Annotated in this window: 28 protein-coding genes and 1 pseudogene; 13 read left to right on the top strand and 16 right to left on the bottom strand. The window is 64.0% G+C overall.

Going from position 1 to position 25,401, the window contains the following annotated elements:
- The coding region (locus tag IC50_RS22680) for an LLM class flavin-dependent oxidoreductase (RefSeq protein WP_035709843.1) at positions 1 to 606 on the top strand (606 nt) is incomplete at its 5' end.
- Positions 607 to 814: 208 nt separating this feature from the next.
- Positions 815 to 982: a 50S ribosomal protein L33 gene (rpmG, locus tag IC50_RS22675; RefSeq protein ID WP_007603295.1), complete on the top strand. Its 168-nt coding sequence runs from the start codon at positions 815 to 817 to the stop codon at positions 980 to 982.
- Between the two features lie 793 nt (positions 983 to 1,775).
- On the opposite strand, the gene IC50_RS22670 is transcribed toward rpmG, so the two are convergent.
- From IC50_RS22670 to IC50_RS22655, 4 genes are all read right to left on the bottom strand, one after another.
- Positions 1,776 to 3,056 carry an amidohydrolase family protein gene (locus tag IC50_RS22670; RefSeq protein ID WP_035709841.1) on the bottom strand — a complete coding sequence of 427 codons (1,281 nt, stop codon included), beginning with the start codon at positions 3,054 to 3,056 and terminating at the stop codon, positions 1,776 to 1,778.
- A 254-nt stretch (positions 3,057 to 3,310) separates the two neighbouring features.
- Positions 3,311 to 4,165: an SDR family NAD(P)-dependent oxidoreductase gene (locus IC50_RS22665; RefSeq protein WP_035709838.1), complete on the bottom strand. Its 855-nt coding sequence runs from the start codon at positions 4,163 to 4,165 to the stop codon at positions 3,311 to 3,313.
- A gap of 253 nt (positions 4,166 to 4,418) precedes the next feature.
- Positions 4,419 to 4,784, bottom strand: a complete 366-nt coding sequence (locus tag IC50_RS22660) for a hypothetical protein (protein WP_035709836.1) — start codon at positions 4,782 to 4,784, stop codon at positions 4,419 to 4,421.
- A gap of 26 nt (positions 4,785 to 4,810) precedes the next feature.
- On the bottom strand, positions 4,811 to 5,392 hold the full coding sequence (locus tag IC50_RS22655; protein WP_347369235.1) for a hypothetical protein: 582 nt from the start codon (positions 5,390 to 5,392) through the stop codon (positions 4,811 to 4,813).
- A 273-nt stretch (positions 5,393 to 5,665) separates the two neighbouring features.
- On the opposite strand from IC50_RS22655, the gene IC50_RS22650 reads away from it, so the two are divergent.
- Positions 5,666 to 7,234, top strand: coding sequence for a winged helix-turn-helix domain-containing tetratricopeptide repeat protein (locus IC50_RS22650; protein WP_081492486.1), 1,569 nt, complete (start codon positions 5,666 to 5,668; stop codon positions 7,232 to 7,234).
- A gap of 141 nt (positions 7,235 to 7,375) precedes the next feature.
- Here the strand turns inward: IC50_RS22650 and IC50_RS22645 are convergent, their stop codons facing one another.
- Complete coding sequence (locus IC50_RS22645; RefSeq protein WP_035709831.1) at positions 7,376 to 8,614, bottom strand: MFS transporter; 1,239 nt, start codon at positions 8,612 to 8,614, stop codon at positions 7,376 to 7,378.
- 129 nt (positions 8,615 to 8,743) lie between these two features.
- Between IC50_RS22645 and IC50_RS22640 the strand changes: the two genes are divergently transcribed.
- A complete protein-coding gene (locus IC50_RS22640) occupies positions 8,744 to 9,334 on the top strand; it encodes a TetR/AcrR family transcriptional regulator (RefSeq protein ID WP_035709829.1) in 591 nt (196 codons plus the stop codon).
- A 363-nt stretch (positions 9,335 to 9,697) separates the two neighbouring features.
- Here the strand turns inward: IC50_RS22640 and IC50_RS22635 are convergent, their stop codons facing one another.
- On the bottom strand, positions 9,698 to 11,071 hold the full coding sequence (locus IC50_RS22635) for a PleD family two-component system response regulator (RefSeq protein ID WP_035709816.1): 1,374 nt from the start codon (positions 11,069 to 11,071) through the stop codon (positions 9,698 to 9,700).
- Between the two features lie 14 nt (positions 11,072 to 11,085).
- Positions 11,086 to 11,451, bottom strand: coding sequence for a response regulator (locus IC50_RS22630; RefSeq protein ID WP_035709808.1), 366 nt, complete (start codon positions 11,449 to 11,451; stop codon positions 11,086 to 11,088).
- 237 nt (positions 11,452 to 11,688) lie between these two features.
- Here IC50_RS22630 and IC50_RS22625 point away from each other — a divergent pair, with 237 nt between their 5' ends.
- Together IC50_RS22625 and IC50_RS22620 are read left to right on the top strand one after the other, a co-directional pair.
- On the top strand, positions 11,689 to 12,000 hold the full coding sequence (locus IC50_RS22625) for a DUF3572 domain-containing protein (RefSeq protein ID WP_035709806.1): 312 nt from the start codon (positions 11,689 to 11,691) through the stop codon (positions 11,998 to 12,000).
- Positions 11,997 to 13,286 carry a DNA polymerase IV gene (locus IC50_RS22620; protein WP_035709804.1) on the top strand — a complete coding sequence of 430 codons (1,290 nt, stop codon included), beginning with the start codon at positions 11,997 to 11,999 and terminating at the stop codon, positions 13,284 to 13,286. Before IC50_RS22625 ends, IC50_RS22620 begins: the two co-directional genes overlap by 4 nt.
- A gap of 16 nt (positions 13,287 to 13,302) precedes the next feature.
- Here IC50_RS22620 and IC50_RS42550 read toward each other — a convergent pair whose 3' ends face one another.
- Positions 13,303 to 13,458, bottom strand: a complete 156-nt coding sequence (locus IC50_RS42550) for a hypothetical protein (protein WP_008548553.1) — start codon at positions 13,456 to 13,458, stop codon at positions 13,303 to 13,305.
- Between the two features lie 200 nt (positions 13,459 to 13,658).
- On the opposite strand from IC50_RS42550, the gene IC50_RS22615 reads away from it, so the two are divergent.
- The gene (locus tag IC50_RS22615) at positions 13,659 to 14,066 is read left to right on the top strand and encodes an ACT domain-containing protein (protein WP_035709802.1); all 408 of its coding nucleotides are present in this window, start codon (positions 13,659 to 13,661) and stop codon (positions 14,064 to 14,066) included.
- A gap of 44 nt (positions 14,067 to 14,110) precedes the next feature.
- On the opposite strand, the gene IC50_RS22610 is transcribed toward IC50_RS22615, so the two are convergent.
- The gene (locus IC50_RS22610; protein WP_035709800.1) at positions 14,111 to 14,512 is read right to left on the bottom strand and encodes a RidA family protein; all 402 of its coding nucleotides are present in this window, start codon (positions 14,510 to 14,512) and stop codon (positions 14,111 to 14,113) included.
- Positions 14,513 to 14,805: 293 nt separating this feature from the next.
- Positions 14,806 to 15,651: a cell envelope integrity EipB family protein gene (locus tag IC50_RS22605; protein WP_035709798.1), complete on the bottom strand. Its 846-nt coding sequence runs from the start codon at positions 15,649 to 15,651 to the stop codon at positions 14,806 to 14,808.
- Between the two features lie 232 nt (positions 15,652 to 15,883).
- Here IC50_RS22605 and IC50_RS22600 point away from each other — a divergent pair, with 232 nt between their 5' ends.
- The 4 genes from IC50_RS22600 to IC50_RS22585 all read left to right on the top strand — a co-directional run bounded on the left by IC50_RS22600 (position 15,884) and on the right by IC50_RS22585 (position 19,073).
- The gene (locus IC50_RS22600) at positions 15,884 to 16,351 is read left to right on the top strand and encodes a RidA family protein (RefSeq protein WP_014494672.1); all 468 of its coding nucleotides are present in this window, start codon (positions 15,884 to 15,886) and stop codon (positions 16,349 to 16,351) included.
- A gap of 5 nt (positions 16,352 to 16,356) precedes the next feature.
- Entirely contained in the window at positions 16,357 to 17,103 is a 747-nt protein-coding gene (locus IC50_RS22595) for a glycerophosphodiester phosphodiesterase (RefSeq protein ID WP_035709796.1), read from the top strand.
- 209 nt (positions 17,104 to 17,312) lie between these two features.
- Positions 17,313 to 18,584, top strand: a complete 1,272-nt coding sequence (locus IC50_RS22590; protein WP_063826472.1) for a GNAT family N-acetyltransferase — start codon at positions 17,313 to 17,315, stop codon at positions 18,582 to 18,584.
- A gap of 60 nt (positions 18,585 to 18,644) precedes the next feature.
- Complete coding sequence (locus tag IC50_RS22585; protein WP_035709793.1) at positions 18,645 to 19,073, top strand: HIT domain-containing protein; 429 nt, start codon at positions 18,645 to 18,647, stop codon at positions 19,071 to 19,073.
- Between the two features lie 119 nt (positions 19,074 to 19,192).
- Here IC50_RS22585 and tsaA read toward each other — a convergent pair whose 3' ends face one another.
- From tsaA to IC50_RS22565, 4 genes are all read right to left on the bottom strand, one after another.
- Entirely contained in the window at positions 19,193 to 19,684 is a 492-nt protein-coding gene (gene tsaA, locus IC50_RS22580) for a tRNA (N6-threonylcarbamoyladenosine(37)-N6)-methyltransferase TrmO (protein ID WP_035709784.1), read from the bottom strand.
- A 31-nt stretch (positions 19,685 to 19,715) separates the two neighbouring features.
- Positions 19,716 to 20,066: an AzlD domain-containing protein gene (locus tag IC50_RS22575; protein ID WP_035709782.1), complete on the bottom strand. Its 351-nt coding sequence runs from the start codon at positions 20,064 to 20,066 to the stop codon at positions 19,716 to 19,718.
- Entirely contained in the window at positions 20,063 to 20,803 is a 741-nt protein-coding gene (locus IC50_RS22570; protein ID WP_035709780.1) for an AzlC family ABC transporter permease, read from the bottom strand. Before IC50_RS22570 ends, IC50_RS22575 begins: the two co-directional genes overlap by 4 nt.
- Before the next feature lie 251 nt (positions 20,804 to 21,054).
- Positions 21,055 to 22,008, bottom strand: coding sequence for a lytic transglycosylase domain-containing protein (locus tag IC50_RS22565; RefSeq protein WP_035709773.1), 954 nt, complete (start codon positions 22,006 to 22,008; stop codon positions 21,055 to 21,057).
- 89 nt (positions 22,009 to 22,097) lie between these two features.
- On the opposite strand from IC50_RS22565, the gene IC50_RS22560 reads away from it, so the two are divergent.
- Complete coding sequence (locus IC50_RS22560; RefSeq protein WP_035709771.1) at positions 22,098 to 22,736, top strand: HAD family hydrolase; 639 nt, start codon at positions 22,098 to 22,100, stop codon at positions 22,734 to 22,736.
- Here the strand turns inward: IC50_RS22560 and IC50_RS22555 are convergent.
- Positions 22,733 to 23,774, bottom strand: a pseudogene (locus IC50_RS22555) (phenylacetaldoxime dehydratase family protein). The gene IC50_RS22560 and the pseudogene IC50_RS22555 sit on opposite strands and share 4 nt — an antisense overlap.
- A 27-nt stretch (positions 23,775 to 23,801) precedes the next feature.
- Positions 23,802 to 24,818, bottom strand: coding sequence for a carbon-nitrogen hydrolase family protein (locus IC50_RS22550; RefSeq protein ID WP_035709769.1), 1,017 nt, complete (start codon positions 24,816 to 24,818; stop codon positions 23,802 to 23,804).
- 189 nt (positions 24,819 to 25,007) lie between these two features.
- Here IC50_RS22550 and IC50_RS22545 point away from each other — a divergent pair.
- Positions 25,008 to 25,401: AraC family transcriptional regulator (locus IC50_RS22545; protein ID WP_035709768.1), on the top strand; the 394-nt coding region annotated here is incomplete at its 3' end.

Below are 25,401 nucleotides of genomic sequence, written 5' to 3'. Positions count from 1 at the left end.
GGCGGCGGCAGCCTCGCCGACGGCCAGAAGCTCTATGCCGACATCAAGGGCCGCATCGAGAAGATCGGTCGCGACCCCGAGCATCTGAAGATCCTCCCCGGCGCCTTCGTCGTGGTCGGCGACAGCGTCGATGAGGCCAGGGAGAAGCGCGCGCTGCTCGACAGCCGCGTGCACTACGACAGCGCCATCGCCTCGCTGTCCGTCATCCTCGGCACCGATGCCTCCGGATTCGATCCGGACGGGCCCCTTCCCGACATCCCCGAGAGCAACGCCAGCAAGAGCGGCCGCCAGCGCATGGTCGATCTCGCCGCGCGCGAAAAGCTCACCGTGCGCCAGCTTGCCCAGCGCGTCGGCGGCTATGGCGGCCTGTCTTTCGTCGGCACGGCCAGGACCATCGCCGACCAGATGGAGGAATGGCTGGTCGGACGCGGCTCCGACGGCTTCAACATCATGTTCCCGTTCGTCCCTGCCGGCCTCGACGACTTCGTCGACAAGGTCGTGCCGGAGCTGCAGCGGCGCGGGATTTTCCGCAAGGAGTATGAAGGGGCCACTTTGAGGGAGAATCTGGGCCTGCCGCGGCCGAAAAACCGGTTCTTCGAGGCCTGATTGGGCCGATTTGGGCGGTTTTCGGGGTCTAGAGCCCCGTTCGGGGCTCTAGGTTGTTGTTTTTGACGCGTTTTCTTGACGCGAACCGGTGCCCACTTCGCTCGAAAACGCTCCGAAACCTTGACATCAGGCGGTTTCTGGCTAGGTTGCCGGCCAACGCGGGCCGTTTGGCCGGCTCCAGATTCCCCAATTTTCTGAGGTTCAGAACATGGCCAAAGCGGTCACCATCAAGGTCAAGCTCGTGTCCTCGGCCGACACCGGCTTCTACTACGTCGCCAAGAAGAACTCGCGCACCATGACCGACAAGCTGGTCAAGAAGAAGTACGATCCGGTCGCGCGCAAGCACGTCGAATTCCGCGAAGCCAAGATCAAGTAAGATCCGCTCAAGCGTCGAAGCGTTTTGCGGGGCCTCCATGGCCCCGTTTTATTTTGGCCGTCTCGCCTCCCGGCGCTGCGGCGTGCCCTCAACCATCGCTGCCTTGTCGACGGTTTTGCTGTGCGCCCCGGCAGCATCGCAAATCCCAACGGGCCCCGCCGCCACGCTTCCCCCTGTCACGGTCGATGCGCCGCAACAGGTGGCAAGACCGCACGTGTCTGAACGGGGAGCAAGCACAACGGCATCCCGCCGGACCGCGCCAACGTTCAAACGTCAACCGCGCGTGCGCCTTCGTATGCGCCGGGTTCTGTGATGGGGAGGATTGCCAGCCTGGAGAAAGTCGCCAGCAGTTGCAACGGCGGCTGTGCATCAAGCTTCCGGCACGGCAACGAGCCCTGGATTGGATGCAGCGAGTCGGGTGGCGGCCTGAACTATGGACCCCTGTCGCCAACGTGCCGAGACACCATCACCCATTCATCCTACGAGAATTGTGTCGAGACGAAGGTGTTCCTCGGCGAGTTTCGAAACAAAGCCCACTGGTTCTGCAGCAGCCAGCAGGCCGGCAACAGGTTCAAGGTCGCCGATCTCAAGCGCTCGGGACGCTCGCGTTAATTCTTCCTCGCCGCAGGTCTTCTGCTGCGGTTGAGCACCAGCCCTCTGCTCTCGCGTCTTGACACGCAATCTCCGAGCCACGACAAGCCGTCGTCGCTCGGATACGAGACATGCGATGCACGGCATCGCGTCGGAAGGCTCGAGAGATGAACGGCCGAGATGCGCGCCGTCGGCCGCCTCTCTATCTGACCGCGAACGGCGCTTGATAAGGCCGGCCGAAGGGCACCCCGTTGATCACGGTCTGGATCGGCTTGAGATAGGCCTTCCCTTCCCTCCTGTTGTTGCGGGTGTCGACGAAGCTGACCGGTCCCTCCACCAGCTCCATGATGGCGACATCGCCGGGCGCACCGACTTGCAGGGTACCGATCTTCGGCGCGCGATTGATGATTTTCGCCGGCGCCGTGGTGGCCATCGCGACCACCTGCTCCAACGTAAAGCCGAGCGTCATGAACTTACTCATCACATTGGGCAGGAACGGAATGCCCGGCGAATTGCCGGAGAAGACGTGGATGTCGGAGGAGATCGTGTCCGGCGTGCATCCGCCGGGGATCGCCACTTCCGCCACGGTGAAGTCGAAGCTGCCGCCGCCATGGCCGACGTCGAACATGACGCCACGCTGCTTGGCCGCCAGCGCCGCAGGCAGCAGCTTGCCGTCCTGGACGATATTGGTGAAGACGTTGGACATGTTAGGAGCGCCGGAATAGGCATGCGTCAGCACGTCACCCGGGCGCAGCAGATCGAGAATCTGCGACATCAGCTCCTTGGTTTCGACGCCGCCGATATGCACCATCATCTTGGCCGGCCAGCCGCACATCTCGCACGCCTGGATGCCGCGCTTCAGCGGCTCGAGCCCGTGCTTGTAGATCACGTTCTCCGACATACGCACCTTGACCCCAAGCAGGAAATCAGCGTTCTCGGCGAGCGCCATTGCGCAGGCTTCGGTCTGTGCGACGTCGATATTGTACAGCTCGGCAGCCGGGAACGCCGACAGGCCGTTATTGGCGATATGGACGAAGGCGTACATCCGCGCCCGGGTCTGGGCCACGATGAACCGGCGCAGCGCCGCCAGATTGTTGACCCCGGCATCGCCTGCCGAAACGACGGTCGTCGTGGCCTGGAACTGCACGAGCTCGTCAGCGGGAATGCCGATCGCCGAGCCGTAAGGATAGACGTGACAATGCAGATCGACCAGGCCGGGCATCACGAGCTTGCCTGAGGCGTCGATGCTCTTCAGCGCACGCTCGGCGGGAATGGTTTCCTGCACCGTCTCGATTACCCCCCAGCGGATGCCGATATCGCGTCTGGCGCGCAGTGACTGGCTGGCGTCGAGCACCTCGCCGCCGCGGATCACCAGATCGTACTTGTCGTTCGGGCCCATCGCCGCCCGCACCGGCGCGGTGAGGCCGACCGTAGCAACGGATGTCGACAGTGCCAGGAAATCGCGGCGTGGTAACGCGGACATGATCGTCCCCCCTGTGCCTTTTGTTTGCGGCAATGACCGGATTCGACCAGCAGCTCGGCCCTTGACGCCAACGCAGCCGTTCAGCGATGGGGCCAAAGCCATTGTGCCCGGAGAACCGATCCTATGACTGGATACAAGCCCTGAGGAGCGGCGAAATTTTCGAGAGCCGCATGAACCTTCTCGAAGCGGCATCGACTAAGCGACCGCATCCCCTGGGTCGCTTGGTGACCGACAACTCTGAGCAGACACGAGAGCTAGCGTCGCGGCGTTCGGCCGCGGATGCGGTCGAAGCCCTGCTTGATCGCCGCGAAGCGCTCGTCGATGTAGGGTTCGTGCTCGGTATCGGTGAAAATGTAAGGCCAGTCGTTTTCGATGGCCTCGCAGACCAACTCGCCCACGTAGAGCGGATCAATGCCGCAGCTGATCCGTTCCTCGAATGCCTTGATGAACTCGGCGCGAGGTCCTTCCGTCGGCGGAGGATTGCCGACGGCCCCGGCAAATCGCTGCGGCACGTTGCGCCGGGAGTTCATGATCTGCGTGCGAACTATGCCCGGACACAGAACAGAGACTCCGATCTTTCTCGGCGCGAGGACCTTACGCATTCCTTCGGACAGCGCCACCACTCCGTATTTGCTCACGTCGTACGCCGGACTTGGTCCCGGAATCAGCCCGGCCACGGACGCTGTGGAAACAACCTGCCCTCCTTCGCCATGCGCTTCGATCAGCGGACCGAAAATCTCGAAGCCCCAGATCACCGACCTCAGGTTGACGCCGAGGACCCAGTCCCAACCGGCATCGGTCCACTCACCATACGGGCCGCCGCCGCCCACGCCCGCATTGTTGACCAAGATGTGGATCTTGCCATACCGCGCGATGGTCGTGTCCGCTGCCGCCTGAAGTTCGCCTTTGAGCGAGACGTCGGCTTTCACGTCATCGACATCGACGTTGGTCCGTGTCTTCAGGTCCGCGACCGCTTTTTTCAGCGCCTGTTCCTCGATGTCGCAGAGCATGACCTTCACCCCGGCCTGTGACAACGCGGTCGCGATCCCGAGGCCAATCCCCGAGGCAGCCCCCGTCACGAAGGCGGTCCGTCCAGCCAGATCCTTCATGGGCCTTCTCCCCTGTTTCACCCAACAGTTCCCCCGCCAGACTGCGTCGCAGTCTCGTGTCCCGCGCCCGTGCGCCAAGCCTGGAAGTAGCCGATCGCCAGCTTCAAACTAGCACATTGGAGACCGGCTGGATAACGAGGACGGGGTGGGGTTTCGGAAGCGTTGGCTCCACGCCGCCCATGATCATTCAAGTCGGCTTGGCCGGGTGCCGCCGACTTCCGCTCTATCACTGCACTAAACGATGGTCGACGAATCACGTCATGCTGCCCGGAATGAAACAGCGGACACGAGGATGTCCATCGATGTAGTGCTTCCAGACCATGGTCCGTCCTGCAAGATTGGGTTGCTTGATGACAGCGCCGTCTGGCACGAGCACCCATTCGTCGTCGATGCGAACGCGGTATTGTCCGTGATCCGACTTCCAATTCGGTTCGGAGACCACGTAGGCGTCGGAGTCTTCACAGCACTTCCCGAATTCGCTTTGCAGACTCTCGAACCAGGGCTTCAGCGGGGAATTCGCATAGCGTCCGTCATCTCGCGCAAATGTTGCGGTCGACACTAGCAGTAGCAGCAGGCAGATTTGAGCTGCCAAGCGCTTCGTCGCTCTGATCGCCAGCATTTAGTCACCTCGGCCATCTCGGAAAATCAGTTTCGATTCAGCACAGCTGGCGTAATCGGCAAGGAACGCAGGAACACGAAGCGGGAGGTCACTGGTATTTCCGCGTCGGCGCGTCCATCCTGGCCGATGAGAATGAGACCCGCTCCCCCGTTTGCGACGGTCAGGATGACCTCTTCACCAGCCCATGTCCGGATCGGGTTCATCCCGATAACGAGAAACTCACCTACGGGCTGGTCCAGATATTGAAGTCTGAGCTGCGGAGCGATTTCGGGCGGTGCAAGCCTGAAGCCCAGTTGCTGCGCGAGTTCGTAGATTTGCAGCAATGGCACCGTCTCACCCCGGAAGCCCAGATCGGCCGCGGTCACTGTCAGAAGTGTTACCGCCGTTCTGGTGCCGCTGAGCGTAAACGCAGGTCGGGCAAGAGCCTCCGCAGCCGAGTTACCGACGCCGCAACCCGTCGCACTCAGTGCGGTGAGGAGAGCAAACGTATCCGGGAACGTCCCGATGCTGATCGTTTTCCATTCGGCAACATCCGAAACGGACGTTACCGGACCCGTGCGTGTCGGGACAACGGGCGCCGCCTTGAGTACTAACTGCCTCTGCAACACATCGCGCGCCGAGCATTGAGCGTGAGCGCGGTTCGCAGAGGCGAGAACGCATACGACCCAGATCAAGAGCCTCGCTGCAGTGGCAGCCCACGTCAGTACAGCCATCCGCCACATGACATCCTCCCTCGTGACGCGAGATCCGCAAGCAGTTCATGCAGTTCAGCTGCGTACGAGGATGCGCCGAGGTCACGAGAAGCGCTTTACGGGCGCCTTCCATTCTCCTTACCGTCTGCTTACATATCAGCTCCACGGGTGGGATCGTACCGCAGGAGGATGCATTTGCTTTACTCCTTTTCGGATTTCACGCTGGATACGGAACGGCGGGAGTTGCGGCAAGGAGCCGAGACAATCTCTATCGCGCCGCAGGTATTTGACCTTCTGAACTATTTGATCCGGAACAGGGAACGTGTCGTCAGTAAGGACGACCTCATCGCTGGCGTCTGGAATGGTCGCATCGTCTCGGACGCCGCTCTGACGACGCGCATCAATGCCGCCCGGAGCGCCATCGGCGACACCGGCGAGAAACAGCAGTTGATCAAAACATTGCCGCGCAAAGGTTTTCGCTTCGTTGGTGCAGCGCAGGAAGCCCGGAGGCCCGCAAATGAGACGGTTCGCGCAGTCGAGCGGACTGGCGACACGCCGCCGCGCCTATCCATCGTCGTGCTACCCTTCACGAATCTGAGCGGTGATCGTGAGCAGGACTATTTCGCGGATGGTGTAACCGACAGTTTGACCACGGACTTGTCGCGCATCGCTGGTTCATTTGTAATCGCGCGGAACAGCGCCGTCTCATACAAGGCTAGGGCAGTCGATGTACGGCAAGTCGGCCGCGAATTAAACGTTCGCTACGTGCTCGAAGGTTCAGTGCAACGCAGCGGTAAGCGGCTTCGCATAAACGTGCAGTTGATTGATGCTATCAGCGGCCAGCATCTTTGGGGCGAGCGATTCGAGAAGCCTGTCGTCGACCTGTTCGACATGCAGGACGAAATCGTATCGAGGCTCGCCAACACATTAGGTGCCCAACTCATCGAGGCTGAGGCGCGACGAGCAGAGCGTACGCCGCACCCTGATGCGATGGATTTGTACTTCCAAGGCCGGGCTTGGTTGATGAACGGGTTTAGCCTTGAATGCGTGACGCAAGCGCGGAGCTTCTTCGAACGCTCTCTAGAGTTCGACCCCGGCAACGTCGAAGCAATGATTGGCCTGGCAAATGTTGATAGGGCCGTTGGAGCCAGCTTTACGACGGATGACGGGCCTGCGCGGTTTGCAGCGGCCGAGGCGATGGTGAATAAGGCATTGTCGATCAGGCCGAACCATACTTCAGCCCACTTGACTCGGGGTTGGATCCAGATCTTTACGAACCGGGCCGCCCAAGGCATCCGTGAATTCGAGCATGTCTTGGCGCTGGATTCGAACAGGCCCAGCGCTCATGCGGCCCTTGGTTTTGCCAAATTCTATATGGGGCGCGCTGCCGAGACCGAAGGCCATATACTGGAGGCTTTACGTCTCTCCCCTCGGGACGTTGAGACCTACCTATGGGCGTGTTTTGTAGGCGTGGCCAAGCTACAGCTGGGTTCGGACGTCGAAGCGGTCAGTTGGCTACGACGAAGCACCGAGGCGAATCGAAACTTTCCTCTCGCTCATTTGGCGCTCGCCGCTGCGTTAGGCCTGACCGGCGCGCTCGATGAGGCGCGAACCGCTGCAAGAACGGGACTTGCGCTCAACTCAGGTTTCACCATCCGTCGCTTCGTCACTGCACAACAAAGCGACAATCGAGCTTTCCTTGCTGGGGTCGAGCGCGCGTGTGAAGGCTTCCGCCTCGCTAGCGTGCCGGAAGGGTGATGGACGTTTCCGGTCAAAAAACGGCCCGCAGCGCGTTCCTGCGCTACGTCGGCTTGAGTCACAATCTGTCGATTGCGACGAAGCAACGCGGCATCAGTTCCAAACTCCCAAGCAGACGTTCTTTGAGTCCCCTCCTCGCGCTTACGCCGCCTTCAGCACCGGTGCCGGCGGCTGCGACGGGCGGATCAGTGCAAACGCGACCTGCACGATGCCGCCGGCGAGCCCGAGCGCCACGCCGATGCGCCAGGCCATGGTGTAGGAGCCGAGCGTGTCGTAGAGCACCCCGCCGCCATAGGCGCCGAGGAAGCTGCCGATCTGGTGGCTCATGAAGGCGAGGCCCTGGATCATCGCCTGCCAGCGCAGGCCGAACATCTCCGCGACCGCGCCCGCGACCAGCGGGCCGACGCCCATCCACAAAAAGCCCATGATGGCGCCGAACAGCAGCGTCGAGAACGGCGTCGCCGGCAGCGTGAAGTACCAGGCGAGCGCCAGCGAGCGCAGGATGTAGATGCCGCCGAGCAGTGCCAGCTTGTTCCAGCGCTGGCCGGCCCAGCCGAAGAACAGCGAGCCCAGCACGTTGAAGCCGCCGATCATGCCGAGCGTCTGCGCGCTGAGCATCGGATCGAGCCCGCAGATCGCCAGATACGACGGCAGATGCGTGGTGAGGAACACGAGCTGCATGCCGCAGACGAGATAGGCACAGGTCATCACCACGAAGGACGCATTGCCGAATGCCGCCTTCGTCACCGACGCTGCGGTCGCATCGCCGATCTCGTCGGCGGCCGGCTTGGGCAGCGGCACCTTATCGACGCGGCCGGCATACCAGGCGGCGGGGATCATCAGCACCGACATGATGACGAAGCCGGCGAGCCCGATGCGCCAGCCAAACCCCTCGTTGAGCACCTGCCCGATCGGCGCCGACAAGAGCGCGCCGAGCGAGCCCGCGCCGGAGACGATGCCGAGCACGGTGGAGCGCACCGTTTCCGGCACCGCACGCGCCGCCACCGACATCGCGATCGCGGCGGCGGTGCAGGCCAGCGACGTGCCGATCAGCACGCCCGCTCCGATCATGATGCTGACGAGCCCGTTCGCGGTTGCCATCAGCGCGAGCCCCGCAATGTACATCAGCGCGCCCGCGATCATGATCGGTCGGAAGCCATAGCGCACGGTGAGCGCACCGACGGGCGGCTGGAGAAAGCCCCATGCGAGGTTCTGCACGGCCAGCGCCAGCGTGAAATCCGAGATCGAAATGTGAATGTCATGCGTCAGCGGCTGCATGAAGATGCCGAGGCTCTGCCGCAGCCCCATGCTGAGCGTCAGCATGATCGAGGCGCCGATCAGGATCGGCAATGTCGGACGCAGGACCTGCAACAGGGGCATATTTCTCTCCCTCGGCGGCGCGGCACGCGTGCCGTCGTCTGCGACATCGGTTGATTTTGGTTACACAGACCTGTGTACTTAGGCTATAGTCGGCCGGTGCTGTCAAGCGAACAGGACGCATTCCGCTGCATGGCTCCCCCGCCCGCCCCACAGACGATGAGAGAGCGGATCCTTCAGACCGCCGACAAGCTGTTCTATCTGCAAGGCATTCGCGCGATCGGCGTCGACACCATCGCGGCCGAGATCGGCATCAGCAAGCGCACGCTGTACAACCATTTCCCGTCCAAGGACGCGCTGATCGCGGCCTATCTCGAGCGCCGCTTCGTAAGCGCGCGCCCCTCCGACAAGCCGCCGGCCGAGCAGATTCTCGCCACCTTCGATTCGCTGGAGCGGCGCTTTGCGGCCAAGGACTTTCGCGGCTGCCCATTCGTGAACGCGGTCGCCGAGCTGGGCCCCCAGGATCGCGCGGTGAAGAAGATCGCGGTGGCCTTCAAGGAAAGCCGCCGCCTCTGGTTTCGCGACCGCCTGAACGAGCTCGGTGTGGCCGATGCGGATGCGCTCGCAACGCAGCTGGTGCTCCTGGTCGACGGCTCCATCGCGCAGGACTTGGTGCGTGACGATCCGGCGATGGCGCGCGCCGCGAAGGAAGCGGCGAAGGTGCTGCTGCGCAATGCGGGGGTGGATGTGGGGGATGGGAAGCTGGCGAAGGGACGCAAGTAGGCGCCACAAAATCACTGTCGTCCCGGACAAGCGCAGCGAAGCGGAGCGCAGATTCGGGACCCATAACCACAGGCCATTGTTTGGCGAAGACTCGTGGTGACCAGCTCGCGCGATAACCCCTCCCTGGGGTTATGGGTCCCCGCCCCCGTGCGCAATTGCGCACCAGGCGGGGACGACAGCTGGGGTGTAGCAGCAGCAGCAGCCCCACTATCCGACCCTACCAACATGCGCCTGTTTTGCCCGACAAGTCAAACTACGCTGCCACCAGCGCATGCCTCTTTGCAGCCCGGATAACCCATTGATCCGGCTAACGCCGGCTACTGTGCATGGGGTTGTTTTCGCAGTTCTTGTACGCAGGCAGCCTCATGCCGCCTGCGACACCACCCGGTTGCGGCCGTCGTGCTTGGCCCGGTACAGCGCGGTGTCGGCGCGCTTTAGGACGTCGGCGACCGCCTCGCCCTTCCGCTCCAGCGTGGTGAGACCGATCGAGATCGTGACCTCGATGCGCTTCGCTCCTTTGTGGATCGCGAAGGGCTCGCCCGCGATCGAGCGGCGCAGGCGCTCGGCGACCATGCCGGCGACGTGCAGATCGGTCTCCGGCATCACGATCACGAACTCCTCGCCGCCGTAGCGGCAGGCGAGATCGATGCCCCGGATCGACTTGCGCACGCGCACCGCGAACTCGCGCAGGACGTCGTCGCCGGCGTCGTGGCCGTAATTGTCGTTGATCGACTTGAAGTAGTCGATGTCGAGGATCATCAGCGCCAGCGGCTTGCCACGGGTGGAGGCCTGCTCGGCGAGCGTTGCCAGATGGCTCTCCATGTAGCGGCGATTGTGCAGGCCGGTGAGCGCGTCGGTGATCGCCATCTCGATCGAGTTCTGCACGTTGTCGCGCAGATGATCGGTGTAGCGGCGCCGGCGGATCTGGGTGCGGGCGCGGGCCAGGAGCTCGGTCTTGTCGATCGGACGCAGCAGATAGTCGTTGACGCCGATCTCGAGGCCGCGCAGCAGCCGCGTCGAATTCTCGGGATCGGCGATCGCGAGGATCGGCACGTGCCGCGTGCGCTCCAGCGAGCGCGCCTGGCTGCACAGCCTGAGGCCGTCGAAATTGTTGAGGTCGAGCGAGACGATCAGGAGGTCGTAATTGCCCTCGGCGGCGTGGAACAGCGCCTCCGTCGGATTCGGCTCGACGTCGATGGTGTGCTCGGCGGCGAGGATGGTCGCCAGCCGCTCATAGGAGGACTCGCGATCGTCGACCAGGAGGATGCGGCCGCCCTTGCCGGTGTCGGCCACGGCGCTGCGCTCGGGCGCCTGCATGCCGATCTCGAGCGAGGTGATGGCGCGCATGCGCAGCTCATCGGTCATCATCTTCAGCCGCGTCAGCGAGCGCACGCGCGCGATCAGCACGACGTCGGAGACGGGTTTGGTGAGGAAATCGTCGGCGCCGGCTTCCAGCCCGCGATTGCGGTCGGCGGGGCTGTCGAGCGCCGTCACCATGACGACGGGAATGTGATGCGTTGCCGGATCGGTCTTGAGGCGGCGGCAGACTTCGAAACCGTCCATGTCGGGCATCATCACGTCGAGCAGGATGATGTCGCATTCGGCGCGGCGGCTGATCGCCAGCGCCTCGGTGCCGTTCGAGGCGGTCATGACGTCGAAATATTCGGCGGACAGGCGGGCCTCGAGGAGTTTGACGTTGGCGGGAACGTCATCGACAACCAGGATACGCGCGGACACTTTGAACTCACTTCCTATCCGATAAAACGCCGGACCGTCTCAATGAATTTGCCGACCGAGATCGGCTTGGACAAATAGGCCTCGCAGCCGCCCTCGCGGATGCGTTCTTCGTCGCCCTTCATCGCGAATGCCGTGACCGCGACGATGGGAATGGTGCGCAGTTCAGGATCGTCCTTGATCCAGCGCGTCACCTCGAGCCCAGAGACTTGCGGCAGCTGGATGTCCATCAGCACGAGGTCGGGCCGCATCTTGCGAACGAGATCGAGCGCCTCGTAGCCGTTGCTGGTGCCGGAGGTCTGGTAGCCGTGGGCCTCCAACAGGTCGCGGAAGAGCTTCATGTTGAGCTCGTTGTCTTCCACGATCAGGACGGTCTTAGCCATCCCGCCCTCCTGATTGGCACGAAGCCGGATACATGTGACGCCTCAGACGCCGCTTCCCGGCGCTTCGAAAACTGGATTCAAACTAGCCTCAGATTCGCTTGAGTTTCGTTAAACCCGAGGGGCCACTTTCTGCGATGTGGTTTCCAGTTGCTTGCCTCGCCTCGCAAGACTCAGGCACGAGACTCGGGCATGATGCAAAGTAGACACCGAAAGTTAACGGAAAGGCAAATCGGGCCCGTGAAAAAGCCTGTTCACAACCCCCGCGAAGTCGCTGAAATCGTTGCGATTCAGGCCCTATCCTTTGTCGCGGGCGAGCCCGAGCGGCTGGGCCTGTTCCTGGCCGAGACCGGGGTGGGTCCGGAGACCCTCCGCAATGCCGCTGCGGATCCGAATTTCCTCCTCAGCGTGCTCGATTTCGTGCTGCGCGATGACGCCACCGTGAAGGCCTTTGCGCAGGCCGCGGAACTGCATCCGACCAACGTTGCTGCAGCGCGGCAGGTCCTCGGCGACGCGCTTGGCGACCCTTCCTGGGAGCGCGACGTGCCGTGAGCATCCCCGATCCGGCCGGGCCCCGCTGCTTCTGCCGGGACTGTCTGGCCGATCTGGATATGGGCGTGCGGCGCTGCTCGGCCTGCGGTTCCCCTCGCCTCGTCCGCCACAGGGCGCTCGCCTCGCTGACCATCGCCCATATCGACTGCGACGCCTTCTATGCGACGGTCGAGAAACGTGACGACCCTGACATCGCCGACAAGCCCGTCATCATCGGCGGGGGAAAACGCGGCGTGGTGTCGGCCGCCTGCTACATCGCGCGCACCTATGGCGTGCGCTCGGCGATGCCGATGTACATGGCGTTGGAGGCTTGCCCCCATGCGACCGTGATCCGGCCGGACATGGCGAAGTATGTCCGGGTCGGCCGCGAGGTACGGCAGGCCATGCAGGCGCTCACGCCGCTGGTCGAGCCGCTCTCGATCGACGAGGCCTTCCTCGATCTCTCCGGCACCGAACGGGTGCACGGCATGATCCCGGCAAAGGTACTGGCGCGCTTTGCCCGCGACGTCGAGCGCGACATCGGCATCACCGTCTCGGTCGGCCTGTCCTGCAACAAGTTCCTGGCCAAGATCGCCTCCGACCTCGACAAGCCCCGCGGCTTTGCCGCGCTCGACCAGGAGGAAGCCCGTCTGATGCTGGCTTCGAGGCCGGTCGGCTTCATCTTCGGCGTGGGGCCGGCGACGCAGGAGCGCCTCGTGCAGCGCGGCTTCCGCATCATCGCCGACCTGCAAAAGGCCGACGAGATCGAGATGATGCGGCAGTTTCCGAGCGACGGCCGCAGGCTGTGGCGGCTCGCCCGCGGCATCGACGAGCGCCGCGTCGAGCCCGACCGCGGCGCCAAGACGATTTCAAGCGAAACCACCTTCGAGACCGACATCCGCGATTTCCCGACGCTGGAGAAGATCCTGTGGCGGCTCTGCGAGAAGACCTCGTCTCGCCTCAAGAGCAGCGAGCTTGCGGGCTCGACCGTCACGCTGAAGCTGAAGACCGCCGATTTCCGCCAGCGCACCCGCTCGCAGTCGATCGCCGCCCCGACCCAGCTCGCCGCAAAGATATTCTCGATCTGCCGCGAGATGCTGGCCAGGGAGATCGACGGCACCGCCTTCCGCCTGATGGGTGCCGGCGTCAGCGCGCTGCGCGAGGGCTCGCCCGCCGACGACACCGACATGCTCGACCGCCGCGCCGCCCACGCCGAACGCGCGGTGGACACCCTGCGCAAGAAGTTCGGCAGCGCCGCGGTGATCCGTGGCATCGCGTATGACGGGCCGGAGAAGGCGCAGGAGTGATCTAGTCCTGCTCGACTCAGTCGCGTTCGAATATCCGTGCACCCGGATAGGCGCGCCGGGCATACTGAACGACCAGCTGCCGATCCTGAGTCTCCAGGAACGGCGTTCGGATCTGGCAAGACCCGACGATGAGGTGCCACAAGCCGTTGAGCTTTCGAATGACGACGTTCATTTGAGCTTCCTCGCAGTGACCCGAGCGGACTCAAATTGTAAGAATCTCCCGCCGTCGCTCAATTGTACCAGCGTAAGGATCAGCGCATGAGAAGGATTGGAGGAGATATACAAAGGTATGTTGACCAGGACTTCAACAGCCGCTGGCGCCGCTAGCTTCGCAGGGGCTCAAACGATCTTACCGGTTCGGGGACTGGCACTGTGACAGGCGAACGCGATCTCGACGCGCTGCTGAGTAACATGAGGCCGGAGATCCTGGACGGCATCTTCGTGTTTTGCACGCTTGCGCCGAGTGCGAGCATTCCAACCACCATCTGCCCGATGCTGACGTTCCGCGAAGGCGAAGGAACAACGCTGGTGATACTGCGCGAGGAGGCCGAACGTGCCGGGCTGCGCCATGAATTTCCCTCGCGCCTGATCACCTTGACGGTTCACTCCGCGCTCGATGCGGTGGGCTTTCTGGCGGCGATCACGGCCCGTCTCGCCAAAGCCGGCATCAGCGTGAACGCCGTGTCAGCCTTCCACCACGACCATCTCTTCGTGCCGGTTGACCGGACCGACGAGGCGATGGCCGTTCTGCGAGAGATGTCCAGCCCGAGGTCAACGTAGCCCGGATTACGCTGGCGCTTCATTCGGGCTTCTGGATCCAAACCTCAATCCGCAACGGCGATCGCCTCGATCTCGATCAGCCATTCCGGCGCGGCGAGCGCGGAGACGCCGACGAGCGTGCTTGCGGGCGGCTCCATGCCTTCGAAGAAGGCGGAACGGGCCTTGCCGATGACGGGACGCAGCTCCGGCTTGTAGTTCACGACGAAGGTCGTGATCTTGACGATGTTGGAATAGCTTGCGCCCGCCGCCTTCAAGGCGTGGCCGAGATTCTGCATCACCTGCGTCGTCTGCGCGGCGATATCGCCTTCGCCGACGATCCGTCCCTCCTCGTCCACCGAGACCTGACCGGAGATGTAGATGGTGCGCGCACCGGAAGCGGTGACGACGTGGGAATAAGCGGGATTGTGATGCAGGCCGCTGGGGCGGAGATGGTCGAGCTTGGGCATAGGATGGCTCCCGGAGTTTGTGGTTGGGAGAGAGCGTAGCTGGAGAGGGAACGGAGAGCCAGTCCCGATATTCCTAGGAGCTCTTGCGACGAAGCAATCCAGAATCCTTTCGCGGAGAGATTCTGGATTGCTTCACTGCGTTCGCAATGACGCCAGCGGAAGAAAATCGGCCGAATAACTTTCGCTGTCATTCCGGGGCGGTCCGCAGGACCGAACTACGGAGCGCAATTGCGCTCCTGAGAATCTCGAGATTCCGGGTTCTCGCTTCGCGAGCCCCGGAATGACGGCTGAGCTCAATTGCAGGGCTTGCTGTCCTTGACGTCGAACTTGCCCATCGCGCCCGAGATCACGAAGTCGTTGTAGTCGAGCACGAGCTGTCGCGAGACGCCGTTCTCATAGAGCTCGAAGGACATCGCATAGACCGGCGTCTGCTCGCCTTCCTTCTGCTGGGCGTCGCGGTCGAAATAGCTGACAGTGACCGGCCAGCGCTTGAGCGACTTCATGTGCTCGTCCGACGTGGATGGATCGGACGCGGTAGCGCGGTCGGCGGGGATCGGCTGGCCGATCACGGTCAGCGTGTTGTAGACCTTCTGGCCGTCATCGGATCCGTCATAGACGGAGAGCTCGAGCAGCGATTTTCCTTCTTTCGCGGCGGCGATGATGCGCTGGATCTGCTCGGTCGGGAACACGATCTTGCCGTCGAGTGTAAAGCTCTTCGGCGCCGGCAGCTTCAGCTTGACGTTGATATGGTCGCCGTCACGCTCGGCCGAACCGTCGACGCGGCCGGCAGCCGCCTCGTTCATGCGCGTCTCGATCTTGAAGCGGTAACTCTTGCCGGCGGCATCCTCCCAGGAATTGGAGCGAAGATCGCTGAGCGTGACCTTGCCCTCGCCGCTGTCGAGCTCGGAGACCTGGCGGAATTCCGAGGTATAGCCCTCGCAGGCGTTCCCCGTGAAATTGTAGAGGATGCGGCCGCGGGCGTTGTTGACCGAACTGGAGCGCGATTTGACGAGGCTGAGGTCGTAGAGCGCCTGGTGCGCGAGGAACGGACCGTTGGCGGCCAGCGCCCCGCCGCCGGGGCCGAAAGCGGCCGCCGCGAGCGCCATCACACCGAGCGAAGTCCGGAAAAGGTGCACCATATCTGTTCCCTGAGGAAAGCGCAGATTCGACATTTTAATGACCGTTCCATTGCGTCGCAACTGAGGCCGTTTCACGTAAAGTTGCCCTTTGCGTTGAACCTGCTGCTCTGCCTCGACAAAATGCACCCGCCCTCCGATTGCTTGCATGTGGCCGCACGATGGGCGAAACAGGGCGCGCCCGGCCCTCAAAAGGACGCGCCGGGGCAAATGATTTTGGACAACGAGGTCGGACATGGCGGGCACGGTCGAGCAGAAACTGGCGGAACAGGGCATCAAGCTGCATGAGGCCCCCACCCCCGTCGCCAACTACGTCCCGTTCGTGCGCACCGGCAATCTGCTGTTCGTCTCCGGCCAGGTCTGCTTCGACCCCGCCGGCAAGCTGATCGCCAAGGGCAAGCTGGGTGCCGGCGTCTCGATCGAGGACGGCGCGGCGGCGGCGCGCGGCTGCGCAGTCAACCTGCTGGCCCAGGTCAAGGCGGCGCTCGGCGATCTCGACAAGGTCGTCCGCGTGGTGCGCCTCGGCGGCTTCATCAACTCGGCGCCGGACTTCCTCGATGGGCCGAAGGTGCTCAACGGAGCCTCCGACCTGATGGTCGCCGCCTTCGGTGACAAGGGCCGCCATGCCCGGACCACCGTCGGGGTCGCCTCGCTGCCCGCCGATGCGGCGGTCGAGGTCGAGGGCGTGTTCGAGGTCGCCTGACGCGAATGCGTGCTCCGGATTGGCTGACAGCCCGGCCGGTCGCCCATCGCGGCCTGCATGACATCTCGCGCGGCATCGTCGAGAACATGCCGGGTGCGGTGCAGGCTGCGATTGCGGGCAATTTTTCCATCGAGGTCGATATCCAGCTCTCGGCCGACGGCGAAGCCATGGTGCATCACGACCACGCGCTGGGCCGTCTCACCGAGGCCACCGGGGACGTCATCTCGAAGACCGCGGCGGAGCTGAAGGCGGTCAAGTTCAGGGATACCGATGAGCGGATGATGTCGCTCGGCGATCTCTGCGCCATGGTCGCCGGCCGCGTGCCGCTGGTGATCGAGGTGAAGAGCCATTTTGGCGGCGACCGCAAGCTGGTGAAGCGGATGGCCGAGGTGCTGGCGTCCTATGACGGCCCCGCGGTCGGCATGTCGTTCGATCCCGACCAGGTGCTGGCGCTACGCCAATTGCTGCCCTCCCGTCCGCGCGGCATCGTCGCGCAGCGGACCTATGAGGACGAGTACTGGGCCAAGCTCACCAAGGCGCAGCGCGATAGCATGCTGTATCTGCGCCATGGCTTCCAGACCCAGCCGCATTTCGTCGCCTTCAAGGTCGATCACCTCCCGGCCCCCGCGCCCTGGATCGCCCGCAACGTCTTCGGTTGCGCCCTGCTTGGCTGGACCGTGCGTACCCCGGAGCAGCGGGCTCGGGTCGGGCAATATGCGGATCAGATGATCTTCGAGGGGTTCGTGCCGTAAGGGCATGTGTACCTCTCGTGGTGTCCCGGACGAGTTGCAACGCTTTAGCGTTGCGGCGCAGAGCCCGGACCCGCATCTCACGAATCCGCTGCAACATGGGCCCCGGCTCTGCAGCGCACCGCTGAAGAAGCGCTGCGCTGCGTCCGGGGCACGAGGACCCCTGTTCCCGCCCCTTGAAGTCGCTGCTGCAATGCACGATCTTGGACGCAATGGCATCATCCGAAATTACGCTCGAGGCCGTACCGTCCATTGGCGAAATCTCGCCCGAGGAGTGGGACGCCTGCGCCAATCCCGGCAAGACCCTTACAGACAAGGCTCTTAACGAGAAGGCTTGCAATGGGCATGGCCCGGGAACCTCATCCGCCCATCCAGGCGATTCTCCCGGCCTCTCAAAACCTGCCTATAACCCGTTCGTCTCTCACGCATTTCTTTCCGCCGTCGAGAATTCGGGTTCGGCGACCATACGCACCGGCTGGGGCCCCCGGCATCTCGTGGCCAAGGTCGACGGCCATGTCGTCGGCGTCGTGCCCTGCTATCTGAAATCGCACAGCCAGGGCGAATACGTTTTCGATCGCGGTTGGGCGGATGCTTATGAGCGTGCCGGCGGGCGGTACTATCCGAAGCTCCAGGTCTCGGTTCCCTTCACGCCGGCGACGGGACCGCGCCTGCTGGTCCGCGACGGCATCGCCCGCGAGCGCATCACGGAGGCGCTGGCGAGCGGGCTGGTGGCGCTGTGCGGCGTCAGCAAGGCATCCTCGGTCCACGTCACCTTCGCGCAGGAGACCGAATGGAAGCTGCTTGCCGAGCACGGCTTCCTCCAGCGCACCGACCAGCAGTTCCACTGGCGCAACGAGGGTTTTACGACCTTCGATGATTTCCTGGCGACGCTGAACTCCCGCCACCGCAAATCGATCAAGCGCGAGCGGCGCGATGCGCTGGCCGCCGGCATCACCATCCACTGGCTCACGGGCAAGGACATCACCGAGGATGCCTGGGACGCCTTCTTCGCATTCTACATGGAGACCGGCTCGCGCAAATGGGGCCGGCCTTACCTGACGCGCGAATTCTTCTCGCTGATCGGCGAGACCATGAGCAAGGACGTGCTGCTGGTCATGGCCCGCCGCGACGATCGCTGGATCGCGGGCGCGATCAATTTCATCGGCTCGGACACGCTGTTCGGCCGCAACTGGGGCGCGGTCGAGCATCATCCGTTCCTGCATTTCGAGGTCTGCTACTATCAGGCGATCGACTTCGCCATCAAACGCGGCCTCAGGCATGTCGAGGCCGGTGCGCAAGGCGAGCACAAGATCGCGCGCGGCTACCTGCCCCGCACCACCCATTCGGCGCACTTCATCGCCGACCCCGGCCTGCGCCGCGCCATCGACGATTACCTCAAGCGCGAGCGCGCCTATGTCGCGGAGGCCGGACGGGAGCTGGCCGAGCTCGGCCCGTTCCGCAAGGGCGCCGACGAGGCGCCTTGACGCCTCGCCGCTGCTGGTGACAGTAAGCGCAAAATCTCGAGGAGCCGCCGAGGAGCTGCCATGACCGCCTACGACACCAACAACATTTTTGCAAAGATCCTGCGCGGCGAGCTGCCCTGCTACAAGGTGTACGAGGACGAGCACGTCTTCGCCTTCCTCGACATCATGCCGCGCGTGCCAGGCCACACGCTGGTGATCCCGAAGGCCCCTGCCCGCAACATTCTCGACATCAAGCCCGACGACTACGCCCATGTCGCCCGCGGCGCGCACAAGATGGCAGCCGCCGCGATGAAAGCGTTCGACGCCGACGGCATCACCGTGCAGCAGTTCAACGAGCCCGCCGGCGGTCAGGTGGTGTTTCACCTGCACATGCACGTGATGCCGCGCCATGACGGCGTCGCCATGCTGCCGCCGGCGAGCCGCAAGGAAGACGCCAAGGTGCTGGAAGAGCACGCCGCGAAGCTGACCGCGGCGTTGAAGGGGGGCTAACGCCACACACCCCGTCATTGCGAGCGTAGCGAAGCAATCCAGAATCCCTCCGCGGAGACAGTCTGGATTGCTTCGTCGCAAGAGCTCCTCGCAATGACGGGCTTAGAGGGGTGCGCCCCTCACTCCGTCTCGAAATCACCCTTCTGCGGCGCGGCCAATGGGGTGAACTCGCAGCGGTCGGGCTTGATGTCGATCAGCGGCGTGTTGTCGAGACAATCGAGCCCGCGCACCAGGATCGCGTTGCCTTCGATACCGACCAGCTTCACGATCGACGTGCCGATCGGATTGGGCCGCACTGGCGAGCGCAGCGAGAACGTGCCGCGGGTCTTCTCGTTGTTCTTCGGGCTTTGCAGGATGATGTCGCGGCGCGACTTGTCGAGCCAGTAGAGCACTTCGAGATTGCTGTAGAAATCGACGCCCTTGATCGCCGGCGCGAATGGCTCGAAGATCTCGAGGCGGCATATCGGGCCATCCTGACGCCCCTGCCGCGGCGTTTCCAGCCGCGACGTCCAGGGGGTGCGGATACGGCCGATGAAGACGAGGCCGGCATCTTGCGTCGGCGGCAGATCGATGGCGACCTCGCCCTCGCGGAGCTCCTGTTCGCGAACCATATTTCCAGTTCCTTGCTGTTCGCCGGCGGTTTTAGCCCAACCACCACTTGCCGGCCAGCATGAAGACTTCGCCCGTGACCACGCCCGCAAAGATCGAGCGGCGGGTCAGCAGGAAGACGACGAGCCCGGCACCGACCGCGCCATAGCGCAGGACGTCAGGCACGGTGGCAAGCGCCCCCGGCGGCTCGACCACGATTTGGGCGATGACGCCGGCCAGGATCGCAGTCGCGACGGCCCGCACCCAGACCAGCAGCTCGGAGCCCTCGTCGATGCCGCCGCCGAACCACAGGCCCAGCATGCGCCAGATCTGGTTGGGCACGACGCCGGCGACGAACAGCACGACGAGCGCGTGCCAGTCGCCGATCAGCTGCGCGAAACTCATGCGCGCACCTCCCGCCACCAATGCACGCCATAGGCGATCGTGCCGGCCACGACGCCGCTAATCAGGATGTCGAGGCCGGAGTTCATCTTCGCGGCCAGCGGATAGAGCAAGATCCCGAGCGCCAGCGCGACGACGTCGCCGACCTCGCGGCTGTTGCGCGCGGTCGAGAACAGGAAGGACAGCGGCGTCAGCAGCAGGATCGCCGCGCCCAGCGTCTGCGTCAGGTTGGCGGCGAGGAAATAGCCGACGGTGTTGGCTACGAGGCACACCGAGACCAGACCGAAGCCAAGCCCGTTGACGAAGGCGATCCGCCGCTCGCGCGGCACCTGTGGCAGGAAGCGATGGCATTCGACCCACAGTGTCACGGCGGTGAGATGCGCCGCGAAGAACAGCTCGCGCCGCTTGGTCGTCGGCGTACGCATCAGCGGCAGCACCGAGACCACCATGGGAAACAGCCGGATCGCACTGACGGTGACCGCGATCGCGGACTGGATGATGGTCGCGCCGGAGCCGAGCGTGGTGATCAGAATGATCTGCGCCGGGCCCGCCCAGACGAACAGCGTCGAGGCGAGCGCCCAGGCCAGGCTGAAATGGGTGTCGTGGGCAAGCGCGCCGATACCGAGATAGGTCACGAACAGCACGATGGTGAGGATCGTCTGCGTGATCGAGCGCAGTCCCCACGCAAAGGCGCGCCAGGGACTTTGCCATTGAGGTGAATCGAGCGGAGGAAGCGCCACGGAGTTTTTGGCCGGGATTACGGAATCGTGCCCGCATAACGGGCAATGCGGCGGTTGACGTCAAGGAAGCCCGCGGCGGGGCTGGCATGCGCACGTGGCGCGCGGCACCCACCGGCATCATTCCGGGGCGCGACGAAGTCGCGAGCTATGCTGCGCAATTGCGCACCTGAGAATCCATTCCACCGATTTCTGCGGCCCGATGGACTCCGGGCCCGCGCCCAAGGAGGCGCGCCCCGGAATGACGAGCGGAGCTACCCGCTCACGCCGCGGTTCTTCAGCACGAAGCAGGCGCCGCCCGCCTTGCGGATGCGGTTGCACAGATCGTCGGCCTCGGCTCGGGTATCCGCACCGATGCGTACCTGGTAGAAGGCGCGCGTGCCGCGGCTGCGCATCACCGAGCTTAGCAGGCTCGGATCACGCTCGCCGATCACGGTGCTCAGTTTCGTGACCGCCCTGGAATACATCGCCAGCGCCTTGTTGCGGTCGAAGCCGGCCGCGAGCTGCACGCCCCAGACCTTTGCGGCGGCAAGCTCCACATGCTGCTCGAGCTCGGCGACGAACGGGTTCGGCGCACGCTTGAGCAGCGCCATCAGATCACGGCAGCTGGTCGGCGGTGAACTCGGCGGTCCCTTGCCGGTGCCGCCTGCCTTGGCCCAGGCGTCGACGCTCGTGCCGGTGATCGCGAAGACGTAGTTGCGGGTCTGCTCCGGCATCGGCCCGGTGCCGGCGAGCCATTCCTGCACGCGCCGCGGACCGGCATTGTAGGCGGCCGCGGCAAGGCCGAGATTGCCGAACTGGTTGCGCAGCTCGTTCAAGAACTCCGCCGATTTCGGCAGTGCCTGCACCGGGTTGAACGGATTGAGCAGCCCGCGCTCGCTTGCGGTGCCCGGCATGAACTGCGCGATTCCCTGTGCGTGCTCGCCGCTGCGCGTCATGGGGCCGAGCGCATCGGCCTGGAAGCGGCTTTCCTGCCAGATCACCCGGGCGAAGAATTCGAGCGGGAGATTGGCCTCGCGCGCGGCCGCCTCCACGACCAGGCAGATCGACTCCCGAGTGTCGCTCTCGCGGGCGTCTTTGGGTTTCTCCGCCGGCTTCGCGGGCTCCTCGGCATTCGGAGGCGGCGCGGGGGGCGGCGTCTCCTCCGCGAGCGCCGGCGACAGCACGAGGGCCTGGCACAGGACAGCGATAACCCGAACTATTCGCATGGCATTTGACGCTATCGGACAAATCGGACCTTGACTTGGAACCCCAGCCAACTAGCAACAGACGGCAGTATCAACGCAGGTCCCGCCTGATGGTGACAATCTTTTTTGATCTCGACGGCACGCTGACCAATCCAAAGCCCGGGATCACCCGCTCGATCCAGTATGCGCTGGAACGGCTCGGCGTTCCGGTGCCGAGCGAGGACGAACTGACCTGGTGCATAGGCCCTCCGCTGCTTGCGAGCCTCAGAAAGCTCACCGGAACCGATGAGCTCGCCGACCGTGCGCTCCTGCTCTATCGCGAGCGCTTCAGCGATATTGGCCTGTTCGAGAACGAGGCTTACAGCGGAATTACGGATACATTGTCGTCGCTCGCAGCGACACGTCGGCGCATGTTCGTCGCGACCAGCAAGCCCGCGGTCTACGCCGCCCGCATCGTCGATCGTTTTGGCCTGAAGCCGTATTTCGAGCGCGTGTTCGGCTCCGAGCTCGATGGCACGCGCGTCGACAAGCGCGACCTGCTTCGCTATGCGCTCGACGAGACCAAGGTCGATGCGAACAGCGCGGTCATGATCGGCGACCGCAGCCACGATATGGTCGGCGCCAGGACCAACGGGATGACCGCAATCGGCGTGCTCTATGGCTATGGCAGCGAGGCCGAGCTACGCGATGCTGGCGCGCATCACATCTGCTCCGCGCATCCCGAACTGCTCGGTCACTGTGTCGCTTAGGCGCCGGTAGTCTCGACCGCCGCCAGCATGCCGGTCTTCTGATGACAGTTCAAATATTCGAAGAACTGCTCGTCCGCAGCCGCGACCGTGACCTCGTGATACAGGCGCAGCCTGGCTGAGGGGCCGAGCGTGGAGAGATATTTCATCGCCGCACCGAAAATCCTGACGTGGGTCGGATGCGACTCCGCCCAGCGCTCCAGCGCCGCCAGGCTCTTCCACCAGCTCTGACCGTAAGACTTTTCGCTCACGCTGCCGTCGACCGCGAGCACGCGCATGTAGCGGTTGGCGTAGCAGCCGATCGCGAGGCCGTCGTCGCGCAGGAAATCCATGCCCTCGCGCAGCACCGGCTCGACATCGTCGAGATAAAGCTGTCGCTCCGACGCCTCGGTATCGCTCCAGTCCTGCCCGGAGCGGATCAGGCAGAGATTGTCATGCGCCTTCACGCGCAGCCTCGCGCCGTCGCGGATCAGCTCGGGCGCGCTGCCGGGCGCCATCGCATCGGTTTGCGACAGTGGGATACGGTCGCGCATCCCGCCCCAATAGGCGTGCTCCTGCACCTCGCCGCTCATCCCATCGGCAATTGCGGCAACCCCTTTGGGGGCGGTCGAGCGAGGAGAACAGCGTCTCGTGCCGCGCCACGCTGGGACGCAGTACCTCGATGAAGGTGCCGAGGTCCTCGCACTGCTGTCCGGTCCAGGCCTCGCGCGCCGGTTCGAACCAAGTGTCGAAACGCGCGATATCGTTCCAATAGGCAACCGAGATGGTGGTCTCGTATCCGGCCTGGTCGAGGTAACGGGCGCGGTCCCAATGCGAAGGCCCGCTTGCCGCACCGAACCGGCGCGCGATTTCGGTAAGCGCCTCCGTCGCGGCGTTCGGCGCCGCGCCGCGATACTGCACGCCGAAATAGGCCATCACGACGCGGCTCACGGCCGGCTTGTAGCGCGCCACGAAGGACGGATATGGCGGCTGGTAGTCGTCCGGCACGCGTTTATGGCGCGTGCGCTCTGTCTTCAGATGCAGAGGAATTGCGGATTCCATGACCGTACCCTCCCTCGATTGCAATGATCAGCTCGCCGCCGCGGCAATGTCGGTGGGCTCGACGGTGTCCACCGGCAAGGCGAACTGCTCGACGCGCTGGTACCGCTTCTTGTTGAGCAGCAGCCGCGTCACGTCCGGCCGTGAATAGTGGCCGGCGGGATCGGCGGCGTTCTTGGCAACGCCGATGGCGCCGAGGTCGATCTCGGCGATCAGCAGGCCCTCCTGGTCCGGTGCCAGCTTGTCGCCGATCTGGCTGCCGTCGGGGCCGTAGATCGCGGCAAAGCCGCCGCCGGCATGCAGCAGCGCGTGCTTGTCCGGCCGGTCGCAGAGTTCGTCGATCATGGCCTGCGACACCGTCGCGCAAGGCGCGAGCACGAAGCAGGAGCCCTCCACCGCATAGACGCGCGACGCGGCGTTGTTGACCTCGGCCCCTAACGCCGGCGCGAACGGATCGTAGAGCGAGAAGCTCGGCCAGGCCGCGACATGGACCTGCTCGTTCTGGGCGTACATCGCGTATTTCGACAGCGGCTGGAGATGCTCCCAGCAGCACAGTGCCCCCAAGCGGCCAATGTCGGGCCTCGCATGCACGGCGAGATCGCTGCCGTCGCCTTCGCCATAGACGGTGCGCTCGGCATGGGTCGGCCGCAGCTTGCGGCGCTTTGCGATGGTCTCGCCATCGGGCCCGATCAGCCATTGTGCGAGATAGAGGCTGCCACCATCGCGTTCGGACAGGCCGATCACGGCCGTGAGCTTTGCCTTGCGCACGGCATCGCGCAAACGCTCGGCCTGCGGGCTGTCATACGATAGCGAGTTGTCGAAATAGCGCTGCACGAAGCCGCGGCCGATCGCCCAGGCCGGCGAGTCCATCCAGATGTGCCAGGGGTAGCCGGGAATGAAGGCCTCGGGGAAGGCGATCAGCCTGGCGCCCTTTTCCGCGGCCTCCCTGATCAGCGCGATCGACTTGTCGATCGAGGCGTCGAGATCGAGCCAGGCCGGCGCCGCCTGCACCACCGCAACCTTGTATTTCGGATGTTCGATGCCCATTCCCGCCTCCATTGCCGGTTGATCGGACGCCGCGTCCGATGCAGTCTATTTCGCCAAGCCGGGCGGCCGGGCGCTCGACTACGGCGGAACAAAAATTCGACTGGGAAGGGACCGCCGGCCGGTACGGGATTTGCCTCCGGCAAGCTGGATTCCCCGCGTTTTGCGGGATGTCAAAGGGAGGCTGTCCAGATGACAATCCAGTTCACGACAGACGGCAGCCCCGGCTATCGGCGGCTCGCCCTCTGGCAGGACATCGTCTGCGACGTCTTCGTCGGGCTCGACTGCAAGTCCGACCTCGGCAACGCCTTTCGCGGCTCGGTCACGCAGGCCTCGCTCGGCAGGGCCGTATGCTCAGAGGTCTGCTCGGACCGCCAGCACGTCTTCCGCACGCCCTCCCGCATCGCGCGCTCGGACCAGGATTTTGTTCTGATCGCGCTCGGCAACCGCGGCAGCGGTGGCGTTGTGCAGGACGGCCGGGAGACCGTGATCCATCCCGGCGAGTTCGCGCTCTATGACACCACGCGTCCGTATGAGCTGAAGTTCAACGACGCCTTCACGCAGACCATCTTCAAGGTGCCGCGCG

The sequence above is a fragment of the Bradyrhizobium genomosp. I (2014) genome, from assembly GCF_000261685.1.
Lineage (GTDB): Bacteria > Pseudomonadota > Alphaproteobacteria > Rhizobiales > Xanthobacteraceae > Bradyrhizobium.
This window is presented reverse-complemented; position numbering and strand designations above follow the sequence as displayed.

What these genes read in the sequence shown, in the direction of transcription:
- rpmG (WP_007603295.1), top strand. Translation starts at nt 815, where the DNA reads ATGGCCAAAGCGGTCACCATCAAGGTCAAGCTCGTGTCCTCGGCCGAC.
- IC50_RS22670 (WP_035709841.1), bottom strand. Translation starts at nt 3,056, where the DNA reads ATGTCCGCGTTACCACGCCGCGATTTCCTGGCACTGTCGACATCCGTT.
- IC50_RS22665 (WP_035709838.1), bottom strand. Translation starts at nt 4,165, where the DNA reads ATGAAGGATCTGGCTGGACGGACCGCCTTCGTGACGGGGGCTGCCTCG.
- IC50_RS22660 (WP_035709836.1), bottom strand. Translation starts at nt 4,784, where the DNA reads ATGCTGGCGATCAGAGCGACGAAGCGCTTGGCAGCTCAAATCTGCCTG.
- IC50_RS22650 (WP_081492486.1), top strand. Translation starts at nt 5,666, where the DNA reads ATGCATTTGCTTTACTCCTTTTCGGATTTCACGCTGGATACGGAACGG.
- IC50_RS22645 (WP_035709831.1), bottom strand. Translation starts at nt 8,614, where the DNA reads ATGCCCCTGTTGCAGGTCCTGCGTCCGACATTGCCGATCCTGATCGGC.
- IC50_RS22640 (WP_035709829.1), top strand. Translation starts at nt 8,744, where the DNA reads ATGGCTCCCCCGCCCGCCCCACAGACGATGAGAGAGCGGATCCTTCAG.
- IC50_RS22630 (WP_035709808.1), bottom strand. Translation starts at nt 11,451, where the DNA reads ATGGCTAAGACCGTCCTGATCGTGGAAGACAACGAGCTCAACATGAAG.
- IC50_RS42550 (WP_008548553.1), bottom strand. Translation starts at nt 13,458, where the DNA reads ATGAACGTCGTCATTCGAAAGCTCAACGGCTTGTGGCACCTCATCGTC.
- IC50_RS22610 (WP_035709800.1), bottom strand. Translation starts at nt 14,512, where the DNA reads ATGCCCAAGCTCGACCATCTCCGCCCCAGCGGCCTGCATCACAATCCC.
- IC50_RS22605 (WP_035709798.1), bottom strand. Translation starts at nt 15,651, where the DNA reads ATGGTGCACCTTTTCCGGACTTCGCTCGGTGTGATGGCGCTCGCGGCG.
- IC50_RS22600 (WP_014494672.1), top strand. Translation starts at nt 15,884, where the DNA reads ATGGCGGGCACGGTCGAGCAGAAACTGGCGGAACAGGGCATCAAGCTG.
- IC50_RS22595 (WP_035709796.1), top strand. Translation starts at nt 16,357, where the DNA reads ATGCGTGCTCCGGATTGGCTGACAGCCCGGCCGGTCGCCCATCGCGGC.
- IC50_RS22590 (WP_063826472.1), top strand. Translation starts at nt 17,313, where the DNA reads ATGGCATCATCCGAAATTACGCTCGAGGCCGTACCGTCCATTGGCGAA.
- IC50_RS22585 (WP_035709793.1), top strand. Translation starts at nt 18,645, where the DNA reads ATGACCGCCTACGACACCAACAACATTTTTGCAAAGATCCTGCGCGGC.
- tsaA (WP_035709784.1), bottom strand. Translation starts at nt 19,684, where the DNA reads ATGGTTCGCGAACAGGAGCTCCGCGAGGGCGAGGTCGCCATCGATCTG.
- IC50_RS22575 (WP_035709782.1), bottom strand. Translation starts at nt 20,066, where the DNA reads ATGAGTTTCGCGCAGCTGATCGGCGACTGGCACGCGCTCGTCGTGCTG.
- IC50_RS22565 (WP_035709773.1), bottom strand. Translation starts at nt 22,008, where the DNA reads ATGCGAATAGTTCGGGTTATCGCTGTCCTGTGCCAGGCCCTCGTGCTG.
- IC50_RS22560 (WP_035709771.1), top strand. Translation starts at nt 22,098, where the DNA reads ATGGTGACAATCTTTTTTGATCTCGACGGCACGCTGACCAATCCAAAG.
- IC50_RS22550 (WP_035709769.1), bottom strand. Translation starts at nt 24,818, where the DNA reads ATGGGCATCGAACATCCGAAATACAAGGTTGCGGTGGTGCAGGCGGCG.